The 20145-nt window shown below is 42.1% G+C and carries 21 protein-coding genes and 1 riboswitch; of the genes, 6 read left to right on the top strand and 15 right to left on the bottom strand.

What is annotated here, in order from left to right; all coding sequences use genetic code 11:
- Positions 1-108: 108 nt before the first annotated feature.
- From thiE to cidR, 3 genes are read right to left on the bottom strand one after another with little or no spacing between them, the layout of a single operon-like run.
- Positions 109-777 (bottom strand): thiamine phosphate synthase, encoded by a 669-nt coding sequence (thiE, locus tag R0K30_RS19335; protein WP_249705349.1) that lies wholly within the window; start codon positions 775-777, stop codon positions 109-111.
- Positions 764-1588, bottom strand: coding sequence for a hydroxyethylthiazole kinase (gene thiM / locus R0K30_RS19330; protein ID WP_099728037.1), 825 nt, complete (start codon positions 1586-1588; stop codon positions 764-766). Before thiM ends, thiE begins: the two co-directional genes overlap by 14 nt.
- Positions 1589-1605: 17 nt before the next feature.
- On the bottom strand, positions 1606-2493 hold the full coding sequence (gene cidR, locus R0K30_RS19325) for a cidABC operon transcriptional activator CidR (protein ID WP_099728038.1): 888 nt from the start codon (positions 2491-2493) through the stop codon (positions 1606-1608).
- 165 nt (positions 2494-2658) lie between these two features.
- Here cidR and R0K30_RS19320 point away from each other — a divergent pair, with 165 nt between their 5' ends.
- Together R0K30_RS19320 and R0K30_RS19315 are read left to right on the top strand one after the other, a co-directional pair.
- Positions 2659-3042 (top strand): CidA/LrgA family holin-like protein, encoded by a 384-nt coding sequence (locus tag R0K30_RS19320; protein ID WP_099728039.1) that lies wholly within the window; start codon positions 2659-2661, stop codon positions 3040-3042.
- Positions 3036-3716 (top strand): CidB/LrgB family autolysis modulator, encoded by a 681-nt coding sequence (locus R0K30_RS19315; RefSeq protein ID WP_099728040.1) that lies wholly within the window; start codon positions 3036-3038, stop codon positions 3714-3716. Before R0K30_RS19320 ends, R0K30_RS19315 begins: the two co-directional genes overlap by 7 nt.
- Positions 3717-3753: 37 nt before the next feature.
- Here R0K30_RS19315 and R0K30_RS19310 read toward each other — a convergent pair whose 3' ends face one another.
- Positions 3754-4935 carry a class I SAM-dependent rRNA methyltransferase gene (locus R0K30_RS19310; protein ID WP_410612329.1) on the bottom strand — a complete coding sequence of 394 codons (1182 nt, stop codon included), beginning with the start codon at positions 4933-4935 and terminating at the stop codon, positions 3754-3756.
- A gap of 118 nt (positions 4936-5053) precedes the next feature.
- Here R0K30_RS19310 and glxA point away from each other — a divergent pair, with 118 nt between their 5' ends.
- A complete protein-coding gene (gene glxA, locus R0K30_RS19305; protein ID WP_008345541.1) occupies positions 5054-5437 on the top strand; it encodes a glyoxalase GlxA in 384 nt (127 codons plus the stop codon).
- Between the two features lie 114 nt (positions 5438-5551).
- Here the strand turns inward: glxA and R0K30_RS19300 are convergent, their stop codons facing one another.
- The 3 genes from R0K30_RS19300 to R0K30_RS19290 all read right to left on the bottom strand — a co-directional run bounded on the left by R0K30_RS19300 (position 5552) and on the right by R0K30_RS19290 (position 7756).
- Positions 5552-6280 carry an amino acid ABC transporter ATP-binding protein gene (locus R0K30_RS19300; protein WP_099728042.1) on the bottom strand — a complete coding sequence of 243 codons (729 nt, stop codon included), beginning with the start codon at positions 6278-6280 and terminating at the stop codon, positions 5552-5554.
- Entirely contained in the window at positions 6277-6921 is a 645-nt protein-coding gene (locus R0K30_RS19295) for an amino acid ABC transporter permease (protein WP_099728043.1), read from the bottom strand. The genes R0K30_RS19300 and R0K30_RS19295 overlap by 4 nt, the downstream gene beginning before the upstream one ends.
- Positions 6922-6991: 70 nt before the next feature.
- Entirely contained in the window at positions 6992-7756 is a 765-nt protein-coding gene (locus R0K30_RS19290) for a transporter substrate-binding domain-containing protein (protein ID WP_034660424.1), read from the bottom strand.
- Positions 7757-8283: 527 nt separating this feature from the next.
- On the opposite strand from R0K30_RS19290, the gene R0K30_RS19285 reads away from it, so the two are divergent.
- Both R0K30_RS19285 and R0K30_RS19280 read left to right on the top strand, forming a co-directional pair.
- Entirely contained in the window at positions 8284-9369 is a 1086-nt protein-coding gene (locus R0K30_RS19285) for a response regulator aspartate phosphatase (protein ID WP_410612325.1), read from the top strand.
- Positions 9370-9388: 19 nt separating this feature from the next.
- Positions 9389-9538: a hypothetical protein gene (locus tag R0K30_RS19280; RefSeq protein WP_180275538.1), complete on the top strand. Its 150-nt coding sequence runs from the start codon at positions 9389-9391 to the stop codon at positions 9536-9538.
- A 179-nt stretch (positions 9539-9717) separates the two neighbouring features.
- Here R0K30_RS19280 and ywaC read toward each other — a convergent pair whose 3' ends face one another.
- The 5 genes from ywaC to R0K30_RS19255 form a co-directional block, all read right to left on the bottom strand.
- Entirely contained in the window at positions 9718-10350 is a 633-nt protein-coding gene (gene ywaC, locus R0K30_RS19275) for a GTP pyrophosphokinase YwaC (protein WP_410612322.1), read from the bottom strand.
- A 93-nt stretch (positions 10351-10443) separates the two neighbouring features.
- Entirely contained in the window at positions 10444-11457 is a 1014-nt protein-coding gene (locus tag R0K30_RS19270; protein ID WP_410612320.1) for an ABC transporter permease, read from the bottom strand.
- Positions 11454-12950 carry a sugar ABC transporter ATP-binding protein gene (locus R0K30_RS19265; RefSeq protein WP_410612318.1) on the bottom strand — a complete coding sequence of 499 codons (1497 nt, stop codon included), beginning with the start codon at positions 12948-12950 and terminating at the stop codon, positions 11454-11456. Before R0K30_RS19265 ends, R0K30_RS19270 begins: the two co-directional genes overlap by 4 nt.
- A gap of 72 nt (positions 12951-13022) precedes the next feature.
- Positions 13023-14141 (bottom strand): sugar ABC transporter substrate-binding protein, encoded by a 1119-nt coding sequence (locus R0K30_RS19260; protein WP_410612316.1) that lies wholly within the window; start codon positions 14139-14141, stop codon positions 13023-13025.
- A 169-nt stretch (positions 14142-14310) separates the two neighbouring features.
- Positions 14311-14421, bottom strand: a riboswitch (SAM riboswitch).
- Between the two features lie 118 nt (positions 14422-14539).
- On the bottom strand, positions 14540-15967 hold the full coding sequence (locus tag R0K30_RS19255; protein ID WP_410612314.1) for a right-handed parallel beta-helix repeat-containing protein: 1428 nt from the start codon (positions 15965-15967) through the stop codon (positions 14540-14542).
- 363 nt (positions 15968-16330) lie between these two features.
- Between R0K30_RS19255 and R0K30_RS19250 the strand changes: the two genes are divergently transcribed.
- Positions 16331-17422: a branched-chain amino acid aminotransferase gene (locus R0K30_RS19250; protein ID WP_099728049.1), complete on the top strand. Its 1092-nt coding sequence runs from the start codon at positions 16331-16333 to the stop codon at positions 17420-17422.
- Positions 17423-17962: 540 nt separating this feature from the next.
- Here R0K30_RS19250 and R0K30_RS19245 read toward each other — a convergent pair.
- From R0K30_RS19245 to R0K30_RS19235, 3 genes are all read right to left on the bottom strand, one after another.
- The gene (locus R0K30_RS19245; RefSeq protein WP_327924954.1) at positions 17963-18361 is read right to left on the bottom strand and encodes a hypothetical protein; all 399 of its coding nucleotides are present in this window, start codon (positions 18359-18361) and stop codon (positions 17963-17965) included.
- A gap of 116 nt (positions 18362-18477) precedes the next feature.
- Positions 18478-19806 carry a 6-phospho-beta-glucosidase gene (locus tag R0K30_RS19240; protein WP_099727157.1) on the bottom strand — a complete coding sequence of 443 codons (1329 nt, stop codon included), beginning with the start codon at positions 19804-19806 and terminating at the stop codon, positions 18478-18480.
- A complete protein-coding gene (locus R0K30_RS19235; protein ID WP_230031591.1) occupies positions 19803-20129 on the bottom strand; it encodes a PTS lactose/cellobiose transporter subunit IIA in 327 nt (108 codons plus the stop codon). The genes R0K30_RS19240 and R0K30_RS19235 overlap by 4 nt, the downstream gene beginning before the upstream one ends.
- Positions 20130-20145: the final 16 nt, after the last annotated feature.

Below are 20145 nucleotides of genomic sequence, written 5' to 3'. Positions count from 1 at the left end.
GCGGAGCGAATTTGACATTCGTGAGCACCGGCACGCAGGACTGACACCGAATGCGAGGGTTTGTCTACACGCTGAGACATGAATGGAGTCATTCATGTCTTCTACAGATTAAAGAGATGCTTTTTCTGATACAACAAGTGATTTTAGTTCTTCTGCCGCTTTTTTTGGATCCGTGCTTTGGCTAATGGCGCTAATGATGCTAATGCCATCTGCTCCTGCTTGTATGACTGGTGCAGCATTTTCATATGTGATGCCGCCAATCCCAACAATCGGAATATGAAGACCATGATGACGTACTTCGGTGATCAAAGACACACCTTGGACACTGCGTGTATCCTTTTTCGTCTCTGTTGGGTAGACCGGACCCATCCCGACATAATCTGCCCCGTCCTTCATCGCTTGTTTCACTTCATCTATATGATGAGTGGACACGCCTAATAGTTTATTTCCGATCCTCTGCCGCACGTCTTGTGCATTTGTATCTTCCTGACCAACATGGACACCATCTGCATCAAGATCTACCGCTAGCTGTACATCATCATTTACGATAAAAGGGACATTCGCTTCTTGGCACAGGGCTTGTATGTCCCGGGCCAATTGTTTCTTCTCTTCACCTTGCAGGGCTCCTTCACCCTTTTCACGAAATTGAAACATGGTGATCCCGCCTTGAATGGCTTCTTTCACGACATCAAGCGGATGCCTGCTTGTATTCGTTGTTCCCATAATAAAATAAACCGATAATTGCTGTTTGATTTGCTGTTGATCATCCTTTGTCATGCGAAACTCCCCCTATTTTCCCTAACGTGATCACATCATCGCTATTTGTGTTTGATAATGCGTTTAACAATTCTATTTGAAAGGTTCCTGGTCCACTCCCTTTTGTCTGCTGAGCAGCCTTTTCAGCTGCGACACCATAAAACAGCAGAGCAGCTGCCGACGCATGAAGTGGCAGTTCACCCGTTGCACAAAATGTGCCGATGACAGATGTGAGTAAACAGCCAGTCCCTGTCACCTTTGTCAGCCATTCATGTCCATTATGAATGGACAGCACCTCATCTCCATCTGACACTACATCGACTTTTCCTGTGATCACCACAACGGTCTGAAATACTTTTGCCGCTTGCTTCGCTAATGCAGATACATCCCCATTCGTCTCTTTCGCATCAACGCCTTTTGACTGCCAGCCATCCACTCCGAGTAAATGAGCGATTTCAGCAGCATTTCCTCTCACAACGGATATCTTTACTTGCTGTAACAGCTGTTTCGCCGTTCTCGTTCGAAACGTTGTCGCACCTACCCCAACAGGATCTAATAGAACAGGTACACCTTTTTCATTAGCCGCTTGTCCTGCGATGACCATAGCCTCCACAGTGTCCTTTGTCAGTGTGCCAATATTGAGCACAAGTGCATCCGCTAATTGCGCCATTTCGGCGACCTCCTCTTTGGCATTTGCCATGACAGGAGAGGCACCTAAAGCAAGCAGTCCGTTGGCTGTAAAATTCGTCACAACTTGATTGGTGATGTTATGGACAAGTGGATTATTTGCTCGAACTTTCTCTAGTAGATTAGATGCGCAGCTTATTTTCATCAGTATCGTCCTCCCTTTTACTCAGCATCCCAGACATAAGATTTAGTATGCTTTAACCATTCTCTTGCTGCAAAGGACAAATAGCGGTCCTTTCGCCAAATAACACCCAAATGCCATGGGATAGATGGGTGTAAGGAAATAACCTTTACCTTTTCAGGATCAAGATCTCGACAGATCCGTTCAGGGAGAAGCCCGATCCCAAGGTTCTCGGCTACCATTTCACTAATGAAATCCCATTGAGACGTTTCATAAATGACATTTGGCCGGAACCCTGCATTCATACATTCATTCAATATTCGGCTGTGCAAAACAAAATCTTCTCTAAAGAAAATAAAAGACTCTTCCTTCAAATCAGCTAAATGCACCTCATCACGCCCTGCCATCGGATGCGATGGATGCGTCACAAGCTTCATGTTCTCTTTAATAATGGTGTACGTATGAAAAATTTTATCATTTGCAGGCAGAACAATGACACCAATATCTAACGATCCATCCTCGACGCCTTCCTCAACTTTAATAGAGCCGTGCTCAACCAATTGAAATGTGACATCTGGATACTGCTGGCGGAATTCTCCCATGACATTTGGGAAGAAACTTGACCCAATCATGGGCGGCAGCCCTATTCGAATATGCCCTTTTTTTACATCCATTAAATCATTTAATTCACTCGTTAAATTCTGAAATGATTGGGTGATTTCACTTGCCTGTGTATACATCGTTTGTCCAGCATCTGTCATTTCAACCTGCCGGCCGTTCCGGTAGAACAGCTGCACCCCCAGCTCATCCTCCAGGTTTTTGACCATCTTGGAAATGGTCGGCTGCGACACATAAAGGGATTGCGATGCTTTCGTGAAGCTCTTTAACCTTGCCACTTCTAAAAAATATGTTAAATGTCTGATGTCCACATGGCTCATCCTTTCTATAGACAAAAGGAATAATAACTATTCGATATATGTATTTTACCTATAATAGAGCGTGCTGTACACTTTAAAGTAAGCTCATCAATTGGAACGTTGTTATGTTTTTGTGAAACAGTGAACAATTTATATAGAAAAAGGAGTGAACAGAAAGTGCAATTGCTCAAAACGCCGCTGATTGCTACCCTTCAGATTATGGCTTTATTTGTTTTTGCGAAATTGATGAATGTGCTGGCGGCCTTTTTGCATTTAAGAATTCCGGGCACGATCTTAGGCATTCTTGTCATTTTCTTATTACTTCATTTTAACATCATTAAATTAAAATGGATTGAACTTGGCGCCGTATGGCTGCTCGGAGAACTGCTGCTCTTCTTTATCCCGTCAGCAGTAGGTGTGATTGATTATGGAAAATTGCTTTCTCAATCTGGCACAAGTATTGTCCTTGTCGTCTTACTTAGTACCTTTGTGGTCATGCTCTCGACTGGCATGATGACGCAAATGATTGCGAAAAGAAAGGAGCGAAAAAAGCTATGTTAGTTGGCGGACTATTTCTGATCTTAACGGTTCTTTTATATCTCGGATCAAAAGCGGTGTACAAACGGCATCCGAAAGTCTATGTTTCCCCGTTACTTGTGACTCCGCTTGTCCTTGTGTCCCTGCTGTTAATCGTAAACATTCCTTACGATGCTTATAATCAAGGCGGGAAATGGCTCACGAATATGCTTCAGCCCGCGACTGTTGCTTTTGCCATTCCTTTATATAAGTATTTTCACATTCTGAAGAAGCATGCAGTGGAAATTATTTTGAATGTGGCTTGCGGTTCTGTCATCGCCATCTTATCAACGGCATTTATCGCCAAATTGTTTCATTTGGACACAAGCCTTATTGAGAGCCTTGTCCCAAGGTCGATCACAACACCAGTGGCAATGAGTGTGTCAGAAATGATCGGCGGCATGCCATCCGTTACGGCTGTATTCGTCATTTTAACGGCACTGTTCGGTTCGATCATCGGTCCAATGGTCATCCGTTATTTCCGCATTGATAATGACATTGCAATGGGCGTCCTGCTTGGTACAGGTGCACACGGGGCAGGAACATCGAAAGCCTTTGAATTAAGCTCTGTCTCAGGTACAATCTCAAGTGTATCGATGATTATTTCCGCCATTATTACATTATGTGCAGCGCCTATCCTCATGTCGTTCGCCTTATAAAAAAAGCCATTTCCCCTTATTGGAAAATGGCTTTTTCTTATGCTTGAATGAAGACAACCTTCAAATAGTTTCCTTCAGGATAATTCTTAGTTGTACGGAAATCCTCGGGAAGGGTATACTCTTCGATGATACGATACGTTTGTCCAGATTCTTTAAAGGCATCAGCAATAAATCCTTTAAATTTTTTCATTCCAAATGCACTGCTATTGGTTGATGCCACAATGACGCCGTTCTCAGCCGTGATTTGGATGGCTTCTTTTAATAGCTTTTTATAATCCTTCGCTGCACTGAATGTGTGTTTTTTCGTTCGTGCAAAGGAAGGCGGGTCTAAGATGACTAAATCATAGGTCCATCCCTTCTTCGCTGCAAATGGGAAGTATTTAAATACGTCCATGACTTTGATATCCTGTCCGTCCACATCAATTCCATTGACTTCAAACTGCTTGGATGTTTTTTTCAAGCTGCGGTTTGCGACATCCACACTTGTCGTACGGCTCGCTCCGCCAATCGCTGCTGCCACCGAGAAAGCGCCTGTGTAAGAAAATGTATTGAGCACAGTCTTTCCTTTTGCATAACGATCTCGGATTGCTTTTCTCACATGACGCTGATCAAGGAAAATGCCTGTCATAGCGCCATCATTTAAGTAAACCGCCACGTTCATACCGTTTTCTTTCACGATGAGAGGAAAGTCCCCTTTTTCTCCCTTCACAAAATCATCATCCTCAATGTATTGTCCAGACGTATCAAAGCGTTTCTTTTCATAAATTCCTTTATAGTCTGGATATACCTGCTCAAGCGCAGCCAATACATCTGCTTTTAATGTATAAACACCTTCGCTATACCATTGGATGAGATAGAATCCGTCATAATAATCAATGGTGATTCCACCAATTCCATCACCCTCTCCATTGAACACACGAAAAGCAGTCGTCTGCGTATCACGAAATAAATGCGTTCTACTTTTCGCTGCCTGCTCAAGCTTAAAGACAAAAAAGGCCTGATCTATTTTTTCGTTCGCATCAAAGGAAAGCACCCAGCCGATTCCTTTATTTTGCACACCATAATACCCTTTTCCTAAAAAGGAGCCTCTTTCATCCACCCATTCAATGAGCTCGCCTTCCTGCACTCCGTTCACACGCGATACAGCATCTTTTGAAATGAGCGGATATCCCTTTTTCACTTGTTCTGCAAATGTTTGTTTTAATGAGATTTTTTTCATTTGTGTCATCCTTATCCTAAATTGACTCTCTCTATCCTACCATATGAATGTATACGTTACTTCTATTATGATAAGATGAGGAGAAAAATATCAACATGACATAGAGGAGGCTCTTCTTTTGACGACATTACGCTTAGATCATACAGGTATTATGGTCACGAATATTGATCAGTCCATTGATTTTTATGAAAAAGTTGTGGGCATGAAATTAAAGGATCGGATCACTCATACAAACGGAGTGATTGAGCTTGCATTTCTTGGATTCAAAGACGAAGCAGAAACGGAAATTGAGCTCATTCAGGGCTACAGCAGTGACCTGCCATCTGAAGGAAAGGTCCACCATCTCGCCTTCACAACAGACAATATTCATGCTGAATTCAACCGTATTCAAAAGCTGCAAATTGAATTAATAGATGAGGAAATCACAACATTGCCAAATGGATATTGCTACTTCTTTTTCAGAGGACCAGATCAAGAATGGATTGAATTCTTCCAGCGCTAATATTTCCTAGGAAATTGGGTGGCTATCCTATCTTCATATGAATGGCGATGTCTCTTATGATCCATTTATTTATAAAAAAGAGTAAGAGCATGTATATCTGCCCTTACTCTTTTTTTATAGCACCTTGCTAAGGAATGATTTTGTACGCTCATGCTGCGGGTTTCCAAAGAGTGCTTCCGGTTTGTCTTCTTCGACGATATAACCGCCATCCATAAAGATCACGCGGTCTCCTACCTCTCTTGCAAAGCCCATTTCATGTGTGACCACAATCATCGTCATGCCTTCGACTGCTAATTGTTTCATAACAGCTAATACATCCCCAACGACCTCAGGGTCAAGTGCCGATGTCGGTTCATCGAATAATAGCACTTTCGGGTCCATCGCCAAGGCTCTTGCAATGGCGACACGCTGTTTTTGTCCACCAGATAATTGGTTAGGATAGCTTTTGGCTTTGTCCTTTAAGCCGACCTTTTCAAGCAAGTCTATGGCTTTATCGACTGCCGCCTTCTTTTCGACACCTTTTACCTTAATTGGTGCGATCGTGATATTTTCTAAAACCGTTTTATGAGGAAATAAATTAAAGTGCTGAAATACCATGCCCACTTCTTGCCGTACTTTATTGATGTTAACCTTTGGATCTGTAATCGTATGTCCGTGAACAACGACTTCTCCAGCAGTAATATCCTCTAATTTATTAAGACATCGTAGAAACGTACTTTTTCCTGATCCAGAGGGACCAATGACACACACTACCTCCTTTTCCTCAATGACTGCATTCATATCCTTTAAAACTTCGTTTTCACCAAAGGATTTCTTTAAATTTTTCACCGTAATCATACTCATTTGATATCAAATCTCCTTTCTGCATAGCTAGCCAGTAGAGAAAGTAAATAAATGATCACGAAATAAATGACACCGACAATGAGCCAGACATTTAAAGGATCAAATGTAGCCGATGCTTGTACTTGCCCTCGCTGCATAATATCGGCGATCCCGATAATAGATAAGAGGGACGTGTCCTTTAAGCTGATGATGGCTTGGTTTGTAATCGCTGGAAGCATCCGGCGAAATGCCTGCGGAAGGACAATAAAGCGCATGTTTTGTCCCCCTGTAAAACCTAGAGAGCGTGCGGCTTCTGTTTGTCCTTTATCAATGGACTGAATCCCTGCACGAATAATTTCTGAGAAATAAGCCCCCGCATTAATCGCTACTGTAATAATCCCTGCCGGCACTCGATCAAGCGAAATGAATTCAAGTGTATTCAAACCAAAATAAATGAAGAATAGCTGTACGATAAACGGCGTACCTCGAATGGCATTTACAAAAACGAGTGCGATGAAATTCAAGACTTTAAATGGTGACAGGCGGAATAATGCCACAATTAAACCGATGATAAATCCTAAAATGATAGCAACAACAAAGATGTATAAAGTGGTTTGCAAACCATCCATTAAATATGGAAATGCATTCATAATCGTATCCATGTTTCTCCCTCCCTAATTCACATACGATGTACACATAAAGAAAGCGCGCTCGGAGCGCGCCTCGCTTGTGTTATGACTTCAAATATTTATCAATGATTTTGTCATATTCACCGTTTTTCTTTAGGTTCTCTAGGCCTTTATTGATTTTCTTCAGTAAGTCTTGGTTTTTCCCCTTCATCACAGAGATACCGTATTGGTCCCCATTCAAACGGTCTCCAACTGTTTTCAATTTTAAATCTTGTTGGGCGATCGCATACGTAATGACAGGATAATCCTCGATCAATGCATCTGCATTTCCATTCGATACTTCTTGGAACATAGATGGACTGTCATTAAATTGAACAACTTCATACCCATATTTATCTGCGTTATCTGATGCAAATTTTGCTCCTGTTGTCCCATTTTTAACAGCTAGCTTTTTCCCCTTTAAATCATCAATTGATTTAATGCTGCTGTCCTTTTTCACGACAACTGTCAGTCCAGCGTCGAAATATGGATCTGAGAAATCTACTTTCTTTTTACGCTCATCTGTAATACTCATCCCGCCCATTCCCACATCAAGCTGACCTGCTTGCATCGCTGGAATGATCCCTGAGAAGTCCATTGCTTCAAGCTTCACTTTGAAATCTTGGTCCTTTGCAATCGCGTTAATTAAATCAACGTCTATTCCTTCATATTTACCGCCCTTTTCAAATTCAAATGGCGGATATGTTGTATCTATCCCAATTTTATATGTGCCTTTGCCTTCTCCCGAACCGCTGTCCGATTTCGATCCACAGGCTGCCATGACAAGCACAACAATTAGTCCCATGATCAGTAACATCGATTTCTTCATAAAACACGACCCCCTATTGTCAGTTTTGTCTAAATATTCGCAATAACAATATTACTATACCACGCTAAATCTATGGTGTGTGATGTTTTTTATCAATACCAAAGATCTATACAATTCTAGATCAATAGTCTCTTTAAATTTTACTTTTTTGCGAATAACTCATTTTATTCTGAAAGAAGAGGGATTCACAATCATGATGTAAGATAATCTAACGGAAAATGAGTCTGCACCTTGAAAATCGCCGTTTCTTTCTCTTCTACGAAAAAACACTCATCGACCGCCATTCTCTCTCTATTGATATTGCAATATATTTTTTCAAAAACCCTCTATTTACCTAAAAAAATGTAAGCGTATACAAAATCCTCTAAATCCCTTTATTTTTCACTATTGGTTGAATTTACATCAAAAAACATGTTTTACAATTCGCGAGAGAGCGCTTAAAATATAAGAAGATACTTAATATGGAAAGTTGATTCAAATGACCGGAAATCGAAATAGACGGATAGATGAAGAAAGGAGGATATGAGTTGGCAGAAACTAGGGTTTTGTCGTCCGTTGATGTAGCGAATATGCTAAATGACTGGTATGTCATGATGAAAAAAAGAGAGATACAAGAAGCGATACAGCTAAAAGAAGACATTCTTCAAGCGTTTGATCGAATGGAAGAGAATCAAGACGTCTTACTTTACTATCAATTACTAGAATACCGATTTAAGGATCTCATCGAAGATACAGCTTCGTTAGATCATAGTCTTTTTGTTGATGAAAATGCGATCCGTACGGATGATATGCTCAGCTACTATTTCTATTTCTTTAAAGGCATGTATGAAATGCGCAGAGGGAATCAAGATACGGCATTTCATCATTTAAGATTGGCCGAGGAAAAATTAGACCTCGTGCACGATGACATTGAAAAAGCAGAATTTCATTATAAAACTGGATGCCTATACTATAATATTAGGTCCACGCTTCTCTCCATACACCACTTAAAGATGGCTTCATCTATTTACGACGCAGATCCATGTTATGTGAAAAAATCAATCAGCTGTCAAATGATGCTTGCTTTGAATTATGCTGATCAATCGAAATATGATGAGGCAGTGACGTTGTTTGAAGAAGTGATTCATTCACTAGAACAGATGGAAGACCCAGACTTACTTGGTCACGCGTATTGCAATGCAGCCTTTATTAAAAGTTTAAGAAATGAATACAGTGAAGCTGTACCGCTCCTAGAAAAAGCTTTATTCATTGAGACATTCGAAACTTCTTCTCCAGGCGGCTATTTACTTGCCATGTATGCCTACACAAAAGCACTATTTAAGCTGAAAAAGCCTGGTTTGTTCCACTATTACGTACAGCTTTCACTTCAAAAAGCAGAAAATTTAAAACAACGAAACATTTCACTTAAATTATCCATTTTAGAAACACTCATGCTTCAGCCAGACAACATGATCGAGCAAATCATGTCTTATTGTGATCAATTAGAATCAATGAATTTCCTTGTCGATCTTGAAGCCATCTGTCAGGATGTAGCAGCTTACTTAACGGATAATGGGCTTCATGAAGAATCCACTTATTTTTGGAACAAGGCGTTGTCCTTAAAAACTTGTTAAGAATATGGAGTGATGTATGATGAAGAAATGGCTCATCACAAGTGCGATTTTTACGCTCTTGATAACAGGTATTTTCATTGGAACTTCTAGCCAAAAAGACAGCCAATCTGCACAATCTCAAGACAAGAGTACGATCATTCAAAAGAGAGATCGCGGAACCAACCCTTAATATGGAAGCCTTTGTCTTCTTTTCAGCGTGATAGAAAACCTTTGCAGTCTAGGAAGGACGAGTACCGGAGCGGAGCGAATTTGAGATTCGTGAGCACCAGCACGCAGGACTGACACAGAATGCGAGGGTTTGTCTACACGCTGAGAGTAGCTGTCAAAAACAGCTACTCTTTTTATCTGCTAATCAATTTCTCGTTTGATATTTTGCATTTTTTCATCTAAGTAATGGGCGATATCTGCCGCTTCCTTCAGTTCATCGGTGAGCTGATGAGGGACATCGTTTTGCAGTTTATAATAGATTTTATGTTCAAGACTCGCCCAGAAATCCATCGCAATGGTCCGAACCTGAATCTCGACCTTCACATGCTCCACACGATTCGTTAAGTAGACAGGAATCTCAACAATTAAATGAAGACTTCTGTAGCCGTTTGGCTTTGGATGTTGAATGTAATCCTTCACTTCAAGGATCTTTAAATCTTCTCTTTGCCTCAATACATCAATAACGTTATAGATATCCTGAATAAAGGAGCAGATGATGCGTACTCCAGCGATATCATGAATATGCTCCTTTGCACATTGTGTAGTGATGTCGCATCCCTTTCTTGCTAGCTTATTTACGATGCTTTCAAAGGATTTGATCCGTGATTTTGTATGCTCTATTGGGTTATGTCCATGGATTAAATTATATTCCTGACTAATTATTGAAAACTTTGTATCCATTTCATCTAACGCAAATTTATATACTAATAATTCATTTTTCCAGTCTTCCATGACACTTTTCAAATCTTCTACATAAGTTGCTGACATATTCATTCTATTTGTCATCTCCTTTTGGCAAACGGCGGTTACACCGCTTTCCGTTTACTAGACGGAGAGAGGACTCGAATGGTTTTAAAAAAATACGTCTTAGCTACGCTGCTTGTAATACGTCAGCGCCAGCGCAAGTGCAAGCACCGATCCTTTCACAATGTCCATCGCATAGTAAGGGACAGACATCATCACAAGTCCATTTTGTAAAATACCGATGAGCACAGCACCAATAAAAGTGCCAAATGCGTTTGGCTTACCTGCTCCCATGACAGAAAAGCCGATAAAGGCAGCCGCTACTCCATCCATTAAATAAGGCGCTCCAGCATTAATTTCTGCTGTCATCACCCTTGACGCCAGTACAATACCACCTATCGCTGCAAATAAAGCAGAGAGAAGATATGCTGCGATTTTGTATTTGTTCACATGAATGCCAGACAATCGAGCCGCTTCCTTATTCCCACCGATGATGTACATCAATCGGCCATGCTTTGTGTAGGTCATGAAAACATGTGCAAATAGCACGATGGCTGCCATAATCAGAATGATATATGGCACCTGTCCGATTTTACTGAAAAAGGCGGGGATGGTACCAGTCGAGAAAGTACCATCAGGCAGCACCATATTTTCAGAAATGGTCGCACCTTTCGTATAGGTTTGTGCCAGCCCTTGAATGATAAACATCATGGCTAATGTCATAAGCATATCTGGAATCTTCATTTTGACAATCATCCATGCATTCAGTAAACCAACAATAATAGAAGCCGCTAGCGCAGAGAGGATCGCAATCAGTGGATTTTGCGAGAACCATACAAACATAGAGATTACAATCGCATTCGATAACGTAGCGACTGAGCCTACTGATAAATCAAAGCCATTCACTGCCAATGATATCGTTAAGCCCACCGCAATGATGGTGACAATTGAGATAGATCGTAAAATGTTGATGATATTCCCTGATTGCAAAAACGCTGGATTCGCTGCCGCAAATACCACGATCAAAACGACAATCGTTAAGATAGTGCCGTATTGATAAAAGAAATCAAACAGGTGAAATGATGGCCGCTGTTTTTTGATTTGCTGCACAGGGGCTGAAATTTGTCGTTCGCTCATGATTGTCCTCCTGTTGAATGATATAAAAGCTCTTCTTCTGTCGTTGGTGCGGTCATTTCCCGGGCAATGCTGCCATCATATAGCACGTATACTCGATCTGCGATGCCCGCAATTTCCGCCAGCTCACTTGACGCATAAATCACGGACTTTCCCCGGGCGGCAAGTTCTGCAATAAGAGAGAAAATGTCTTTTTTCGCTCCAACGTCTACGCCTTTGGTTGGTTCATCAAAGAGATACACATCCGCCTCAGCTAGCAGCCATTTTCCAATGGCAATCTTCTGCTGATTTCCACCAGATAAATGCTTTACCTTCGCCTCAAGAGAAGGCGTTTTGACGCCAAGCCGTTTGACGATTTCACCTGCTGCCTGCTTTTCCTTAGGACGATGTAAGAAGCTGAGCACCCGTGAGAATGAGCGAAGACTTGCAGCTGTTAAGTTCCATCCCACGGTCTCTTCCGTTAGAATCCCTTCTTTTCTCCGCTCCTCGGGAACAAGTGCCAAGCCGGCTCTCACGGCTTGATGAGGCGATTTGATTTGAATGGTTTTACCATGAAGCTGCACAGTGCCCGCCTTCTTTTCTGAGGCGCCGAAAAGGGCTTTGCACAACTCTGTTTTACCAGCACCGACAAGTCCTGCAATCCCGAGAATTTCTCCCTTTTTCACATGAAGATGAATGTTGCTTAATTTATGCTGGTCGTATAACTGTTTCACTTCAAGCACAATAGGTGCATCCTTCAAAGGTGTACGGGGCGGGAATTGCTCCTCTAATGGCGCGCCTAGCATTTCCTCAATGATCTGCTGGGGATTGGTGTCTTTGACGAGGTGTGCCGCCACATCGGTTCCATTTCGCATCACAGTCAGCTCATCACAGATGTTGAAAATTTCGGGCATGCGATGGGAGATAAAAACGATGCCCGTTCCATTCTTTTTCAGCTGATCAATCATTGAGAATAACTTGCTTGTTTCCGCATGACTAAGCGGAGCGGTTGGTTCATCTAAAATTAAAATGCTGCATTTGATCGAAACGGCCTTGGCAATGAGCACCATCTGTTTTTCTGCAAGTGTCAGATCACTCACAAGACGTTTTGTGGAGATGTCGATGTCCATCTCTTTTAATAGTTGAGCCGCCTTGCGATGAAGCTCTTTCCAGCGGACAAATGATTTTTTCTCAATCTCATGCATCATCATGTTCTCACCAACACTTAAATAGGGAACAAGAGCCGTATCCACTTCTTGATGGACCGTCTGCACACCGTATGAGGCCGCTTCCTTTGGTGTTTGAATCGATGCAGCCTTGCCATTGATGTGGATGGTTCCTTCAAAATGCGAATGAACGCCAGAAAGAACTTTCATTAACGTTGACTTCCCAGCACCATTCGCTCCAATCAGCGCATGGACCGTGCCTTTTTTTAATGTGAAATTCACTTGATCCAGCGCTTTAACCCCAGGGAATTCAATCGAAATGTTCTCCATACAAACAAGCGGCGAAGTCATAGGTGTCCTCCTTGTCTATTGATCGTCATTTGAAAAACGAAACACCCTCTATGGAAAGAGAGTGTACGTTGTTTATTTTGCATAATGTTTCTTCAAGGTCTTCATCCAATCTTCTTCAAAAGCAGTAGATGAACCGAACCCCTTTACTTCTTCCGCAAGATTGACCATATTGATGGCCTTGCCTGCTTGTTGAAGCTGCTTTTGTGAAATGAGAGAGGCCTCAAGGTCGTAGGAAGATGGTGTTTTCTCTCCAGCTATTTTCTTCGCAAGAATCCTCACGTCAACTGCACCAATGAGCTTCGGATCAACCGCTGCTGTGTACTTCCATGGGCTGTCTTTCGCTGTCATTTCCTGAAGATCGGCGTTTGACACATCAATACCGTAAATCTTCACTTCTGTTCTTCCTGCTTCCTTTAAGGCTCTTGCCGCACCAATAGCAAATGCGTCCCACGTGGCAAAAATAGCGTCAAGCTTGCCCTTTGGATACTTATTCAGCATGGCAGCCACTGCATTTTGTGTTTGAACAGACGTATCAGAGGAAGCAATGCCAAAACGGTCAAGCTCCTTGAGCCCTGCATGCTGTTTGAGTGTTTCTTGGTACACCTTGTTTCGTCTCACCATTGGCGGGAACCCATCTACCCAGAGGTACGCAATATTTGCTTTTCCTTTAAAATCAGACACGAGAGCGTCTAATGATTTTTTTGCTAATTGTTCGTCATCTTGTGACGTCACTGTGACCCCTTTGATGTTCTTCAGCTTAGGATTCGAATCAAACGCCACAACGGGAATGCCTTTCGCTGTGATCTTTTTCACATCAGCGACTGTCGCCTCGTCGTCCCCATGAGAGATGATAAAGCCATCATAGTTTTCTTCTAGCGCCTGAGAGATCGCATCATGGAACTTCGCTGTATCCCCGTTTGCTGTGTACACGTCCACCGTAAAGCCTAGCGCTTCACCTTCTGCCTTTGTTCCAGCTAGAAACTGAGCCGTATGATCGTCTCCGCCGATTTTGCGGATGACTTTAATTTTTGCTCCCTGTCCCTTTGCAAAGCGCTTCGGTACATTGTCAAAGGAAACTTTTTCGTTCGCATTCGCCTTTGAGCCTGAGCTTGATCCTGCTCCACAGCCTGCTAATAGGACGGTTAGGATCGTCAATAATACAAGAGATGATGTCCAATATTTACGTTTCATTGCTGTTCCTCCTCCAGTTATTTTATTTATCACATCAGAAAACTAGGTAAAAAAGTAAGAAAACGCCAGTAAACCAATGGATTGCTTCTAAAATAGAGACAAAAAAGCCTCTCTTGAAGAAGAGAGGCTTGATCACCGTTGCATGAAACATGTATCGGGAAGTCTTCCTCTCTTATCTGTCAAAGCTGTAACAGCTTTGCAGGAATTAGCACCAATTTCTAAAAATAGAAACGGTTGCTGGGCGTCATAGGGCCAGTCCCTCTGCCTCTCTTGATAAGAGATCCGTTATGAAATTTGTTTTAGTTGAAATGTCTTCTTTACTTTAATGCGATGTCCCATCAATGTCAATGACTTTTTTGAATATTTCTAAAATGATATGTGCATGGTCATTGATTTGATTAACTGCCGACGATTTTCTTGGCAGGTGAAGATTTCTTCAGACGGAAATCATATTTTTTCTCATTCACATAATGTGGATTGAGGTGTACTGATCCTTTATCTTGACCGCTTTTGGAGCGATACGTTTTGTAGCCTTCCATCCATTTTCCGCGCCATACCCACTGTGATGCTTTCGCACCTTTGCGGTCATCATAGACGTTCTTCTGAAATGTATTCTTTTGGTTCACTTGATAAAGGTTCACGACTAAGTAATGCGATCTACTAGCTGTCATGATATTATTCGTGATCCGATTGTTCACTGCTTGATATTGCATGAGCAATTGACCGCCTTCTAGGCCGGCTGTGTCATTTTTGTACAAAATATTATGTGAGATGGTCGTGTTTGTTGTTCCGCCCCGCTTCTTGTCATAGCCGCCAATTGAAATGCCTGTATAACGGTTTAGATACACTTGATTGTGCTCGATGCGAATGCGATCCGCCACTTTCCCTTTATGTTCACTTGTGACTTCAATCCCAAGGTCATTGTGATGTGTGATGTTATGATCGATCACAATGTCTTTCCCGCCATCCACATAAATTCCGCCAGCGGAGATGTCCTTGCCGTAAGCTGGATTCCCATAACTCGTAATCTCATATACTTTGTTTCTAGATACGACACCATTTCTGACCTGATCATATTTTTTAGATGGGGCTACATTCTCAAAACCAATTAAATCAATGCCAATATTATCAGTGTGCCTGACCGTGTTATGTGTCACGCGAAATTTTTTGACGTTCCCGTTTAACACAAGGGCTTCACTGAAGCCAAGTTTTAATTTTTCAACGGTATTTCCTTTGATTTCAATGTCTTCAATGGCAGCAGGAGCTTTTGTCCCATAGACAGCAATACCATGCGCATTCCCATTTTTGTGTGTCGTCTGAATGTCATACACTCGGTTGTTGAGCAGCTTGACTCCTTTGCCGCTTCCTTTGATGAAAATACCGACTGGTGTTACATCTTCTTTATTCGTCTTAATATGCCCAACCGTAAGACCTTTGAGTGTGATGTAGCTTTTTTGATCGATCGTTACAAGACCGCCGTCTGCTTGATTTCCTTTAAGGGATGCTCCGCTAATGACAGGCTTTTCTTTTCCATAAGCTTGAAAGACAACTGGTGCTTTCTTTGTTCCTGAATGACGGACAATCAATTTCTCTTTGTATGTACCGCCTCTCATGTAAATCGTTGCCCCAGCTTTAGCCATACTTGCCGATTTCTTCAGTGTGCGGAAAGGTTTTTGCTGCGTTCCCGGGTTTTGGTCGTTTCCGTTTGTTGCCACGTAATAAGTTGTGCCTTGCTTGGCGCCAGCCTCCTCTGTCATCGCTTGACAGCCAAAGCTGATCACGGTTATGAATATAATCAGTAAGATACCTGGTATCATTCGTTTCATCTCGTTGTTTGCTCCTTTCACTTCTCTTCTTCCTTTATCGGTTAAAAAAAAGAGGATTAAAATATGACGATGCCCCTTGCAAGGTACTGGTCAAAAGGTGTATGGTTGAAAGAATATCTTACAGGAACCACTCGTTTTAAATTGTCAGATTAATCAGTTAATAATGCATTTGGTTTTTATTTCTTTTTTGAAAAGGGGTGACATGAGCCAAACTGACGGGAGAGAAGGAAAGCGCTTTAACAGATTTTTCTTGTCTGAATTCTAGAAAACCTATTGCTAATATTTTGTGAAGGTATAGAATAGAATCATAATTATTTCATATTATTAGAATTTTCAAATAATCAAACAGCAAGGAGATTTACGATGCCAAAACAACCCATCCGCGTTGAACTTAGTTCAACAAAAAAACCAAAACCTCAATCTGATCAACTTGAATTCGGAAAAATCTTCACAGACCACATGTTTGTGATGGATTATTCAATTGATAAAGGCTGGTACGATCCAAGAATTATTCCTTATCAGGCGATTCCAATGGACCCAGCTTCTATGGTCTACCATTATGGTCAATCTGTTTTTGAAGGCTTAAAGGCTTATGTTTCGGAGGATCAAAAAATTCTCTTATTCCGTCCGGAAAAGAACATGGAACGCTTAAACAGATCGAATGACCGCCTATGTATCCCGCAAATTGATACAGAAACGGTTTTAGAGGGCTTAAATGAACTCATTCGTATTGATAAGGATTGGGTACCTGATGCAGAGGGCACTTCCTTGTATATTCGTCCATTCATTATTTCCACTGAGCCATATTTAGGCGTTGCACCGTCAAGCACGTATAAGCTGCTCATTATTTTATCTCCAGTGGGATCATACTATAAAGAAGGCATCCATCCGGTGAAAATTGCGGTTGAAAACGAGTTTGTCCGTGCCGTTAAGGGTGGAACAGGAAATGCCAAAACAGCCGGAAACTATGCATCAAGCCTGAAGGCACAGCAAGTCGCTGAAACCAAAGGGTTTTCACAGGTTCTTTGGCTTGATGGGGTCGAGAAAAAGTACATTGAAGAAGTCGGCAGTATGAATATCTTCTTTAAAATCAATGGAGAAATCGTGACACCTGAATTGAACGGCAGCATTTTAGAAGGCATCACACGTAACTCTGTACTTGAGCTGTTAAAGCATTGGGACATTCCAGTGACAGAACGCAAAATTTCAATTGATGAGTTAATTGAAGCACATCAAGCAGGCGAACTTGAAGAAATCTTTGGAACTGGGACGGCGGCCGTAATCTCTCCTGTCGGTGAATTAATTTATCACGATCAGCCATATGTCATTCAAAATGGTCAAACAGGCGAAGTATCGAAGAAATTGTACGAAGCCATTACTGGCATTCAAAAAGGAACACAGCCAGACATCTTTGGCTGGACAGTAGAAGTTGACTCGGTTGTCAAGCAGGCTTAAGCATGTGAAAGAACCTTTCATTTCATGAAGGGTTCTCAGATTGTTGACAAAGGGCTAAAATGAACTTTATTTTAGCCCTTTGTCTTCTTTTCAGCGTGATAGAAAACCTTTGCAGTCTAGGAAGGACGAGTACCGGAGCGGAGCGAATTTGACATTCGTGAGCACCGGCACGCAGGACTGACACCGAATGCGAGGGTTTGTCTACACGCTGAGAACCTTTCATTTCATGAAGGGTTCTTTTTTTGTTTATTTCTCCCTCCAGCATACCTTATAATGGAAATTAGGCACTTATTTCACGCATAAGGAGTGATGGTATGTTTTTTACTTACCTACTAGCTATATTTGGGATTATCATTGGATCATGTATAGTAGCTACAGGTTTTGAGGATTCGCCGTTCCTCACCCGGTTTATATTTAAGTTTCTAGGGATTTCTACCATTGCCCTTTCCATTACTTTTGTAAAGTATCGACGAAAAAGATTACTCAATCAAAAGATGAAATAGACTCATTTGCACACTTGATCGGACAGACAGCATTCCATCAAATCGTGCACCAAAACAAGATCGACACACACACAATCACCCCTGCATACACCCACTGTTTCCCTTTAATGGCACGCTTTCTTTCGATCAGCAAAAAGATTTCTGGTAAAAAGATGGCGATGATTTCAAGTGTAAAGACAAGATTGTAAGCAAACGGCATCGGCTGGAAATCAAAGTCTCTTTCATCTCCTCCAACTGTTGCAAGATACATCAACAAGTTGGTCACTGGGATGCTGAAACAAACAAGCAGGCGAAGTACATACAGCCACACATAGGGTTTATGCCGAATGAGACCAATAAATGAAGCGATGATGCCATACAAAAACAGCACCACTGTGCCATAACTCATAACAGGATGAATGACAAAGCCGTAAAGCATTAAACCAATTGCAACCATATTCCAACAGTCCTTTCTTCGAAGCCATACGTGCTGTTTTTCTATCATACACTTCTTTCTCCAGTTTCCATATGGTCAAATCATAAAAAACGACCCCATAAAGGGGCCATTTCATTTTACGCATTCACTGATTTGAAGAATTGCGGTAAATACTCACGGTGCGCTTCGAGCATTTCATCTAACATTTGCTTTGCAATTTCGTCAGAAGGGACAAGCGGGTTGATCGTCATGGCGACAAGAGCCGTCTCGTAATTTCCTGTCACAGCCGCTTCAGCTGCCATGCGCTCAAATGATTTGATTTGCTGAACGAGCCCTCTCACTGCCACAGGCAGATCACCTGTCGCTATAGGTTTTGGTCCGTCCTTCGTAATGATACAGTTCACTTCCACCGCTGATTCCGGTGGAATGCTGGCAATCGCTCCTCTGTTCACTGTATTCACGGGTTGAATGTCATGCTTATCATTATAAATCGAGCTGATTAAGTTACATGCGGCATCGCTGTAATACGCCCCGCCTCTTTTTTCGAGCTGCGGCGGTTTAATCGATAAATCAGGATCTTTATACAGCTCAAATAATTCTTGCTCGACTTGCTGCACAACCTCTGCTCTTGTTCCTTTTTCTTGGGCCGCCTTTTGCTCTTCTTCCAGCATATCTTTTGTTTTATAGTAATAACGGTGATACGGACATGGGATAACCCCTAAGCCTTTGACAAAAGATGGCTCCCAGTTTTTCGCTTCAATGTTTTTCATGGACCACTGGCTATTCGGATTTCCTAGTTCATCGAGCACTTGATCCATAATGCTGACCCCGTCTAAATACACGTCTAATCCATAGACCATGTGATTGAGACCGGCAAACTGCACCTCAATACGTTCAACATCCACATCTAACGCCTTGGCAATCCCCATTTTGATCCCAATCGGCACATTGCATAGACCGACCACTTTTTTTAGATTCGTGTACCGTAAAACAGCTTCTGTGACCATGCCCGCTGGGTTTGTAAAGTTCACAAGCCATGCATCTGGACAAAGCTTCTCCATATCCTTCACGATCTCTAGAATGACTGGAATGGTGCGAAGACCTTTAAATAAACCGCCTGGCCCGTTTGTTTCCTGCCCAATGACGCCGTATTTGAGCGGTATTCTCTCATCCTTTGCCCGTGCTTCCAGCAGTCCTACACGAAATTGTGTCGTGACAAAGTCTGCGTCCTTCAGGGCTGCCCGGCGGTCAAGAGTCAGGTGTACCTCAATCGGCAGACCGGCTTTTTCGACCATACGTTTTGCCAGAGCACCCACGATGTTCAGCTTTTCCTGCCCTGCTTCAATATCCACAAGCCATAATTCCTTTACAGGCAATTCATGATACCGTTTGATAAAACCTTCAACCAGCTCAGGCGTATAGCTCGAGCCACCGCCTATTGTGACAATTTTGATTCCGTCTTTCATGAATTGACACCTCCGAGTTGCTTCATTTTTTCATGGAGCTCGATGATTTCCGCTGCAAGCTCCTTGACGGTCATGGCGTTCATGAGATGATCTTGTGCATGAATCATTAAGAGACTGATGCCTGCCTTTTCTCCTCTGATTTCTCCTTGGATCAGCTCTGTCTGTGCGTGATGCGCCTCATTTAACGCGTCCTGTGCTTCCTGCAATTTTTGCTTCGCCTCATCAAAGTTGCCTTGCTTTGCACATGTAATGGCCTCCATTGCAGAGCTTCTGCCATTTCCACCGTGTAAGATAAGTTGAAACACAATTTGTTCCATTTCCATCGGCCGCATCCCCCTT

This window comes from Bacillus sp. SIMBA_154, assembly GCF_046536015.1.
Lineage (GTDB): Bacteria > Bacillota > Bacilli > Bacillales > Bacillaceae > Bacillus > Bacillus pumilus_P.
Note: the sequence above shows the minus strand (reverse complement) of the source record. Positions and strands in the feature narration are given on the sequence as shown.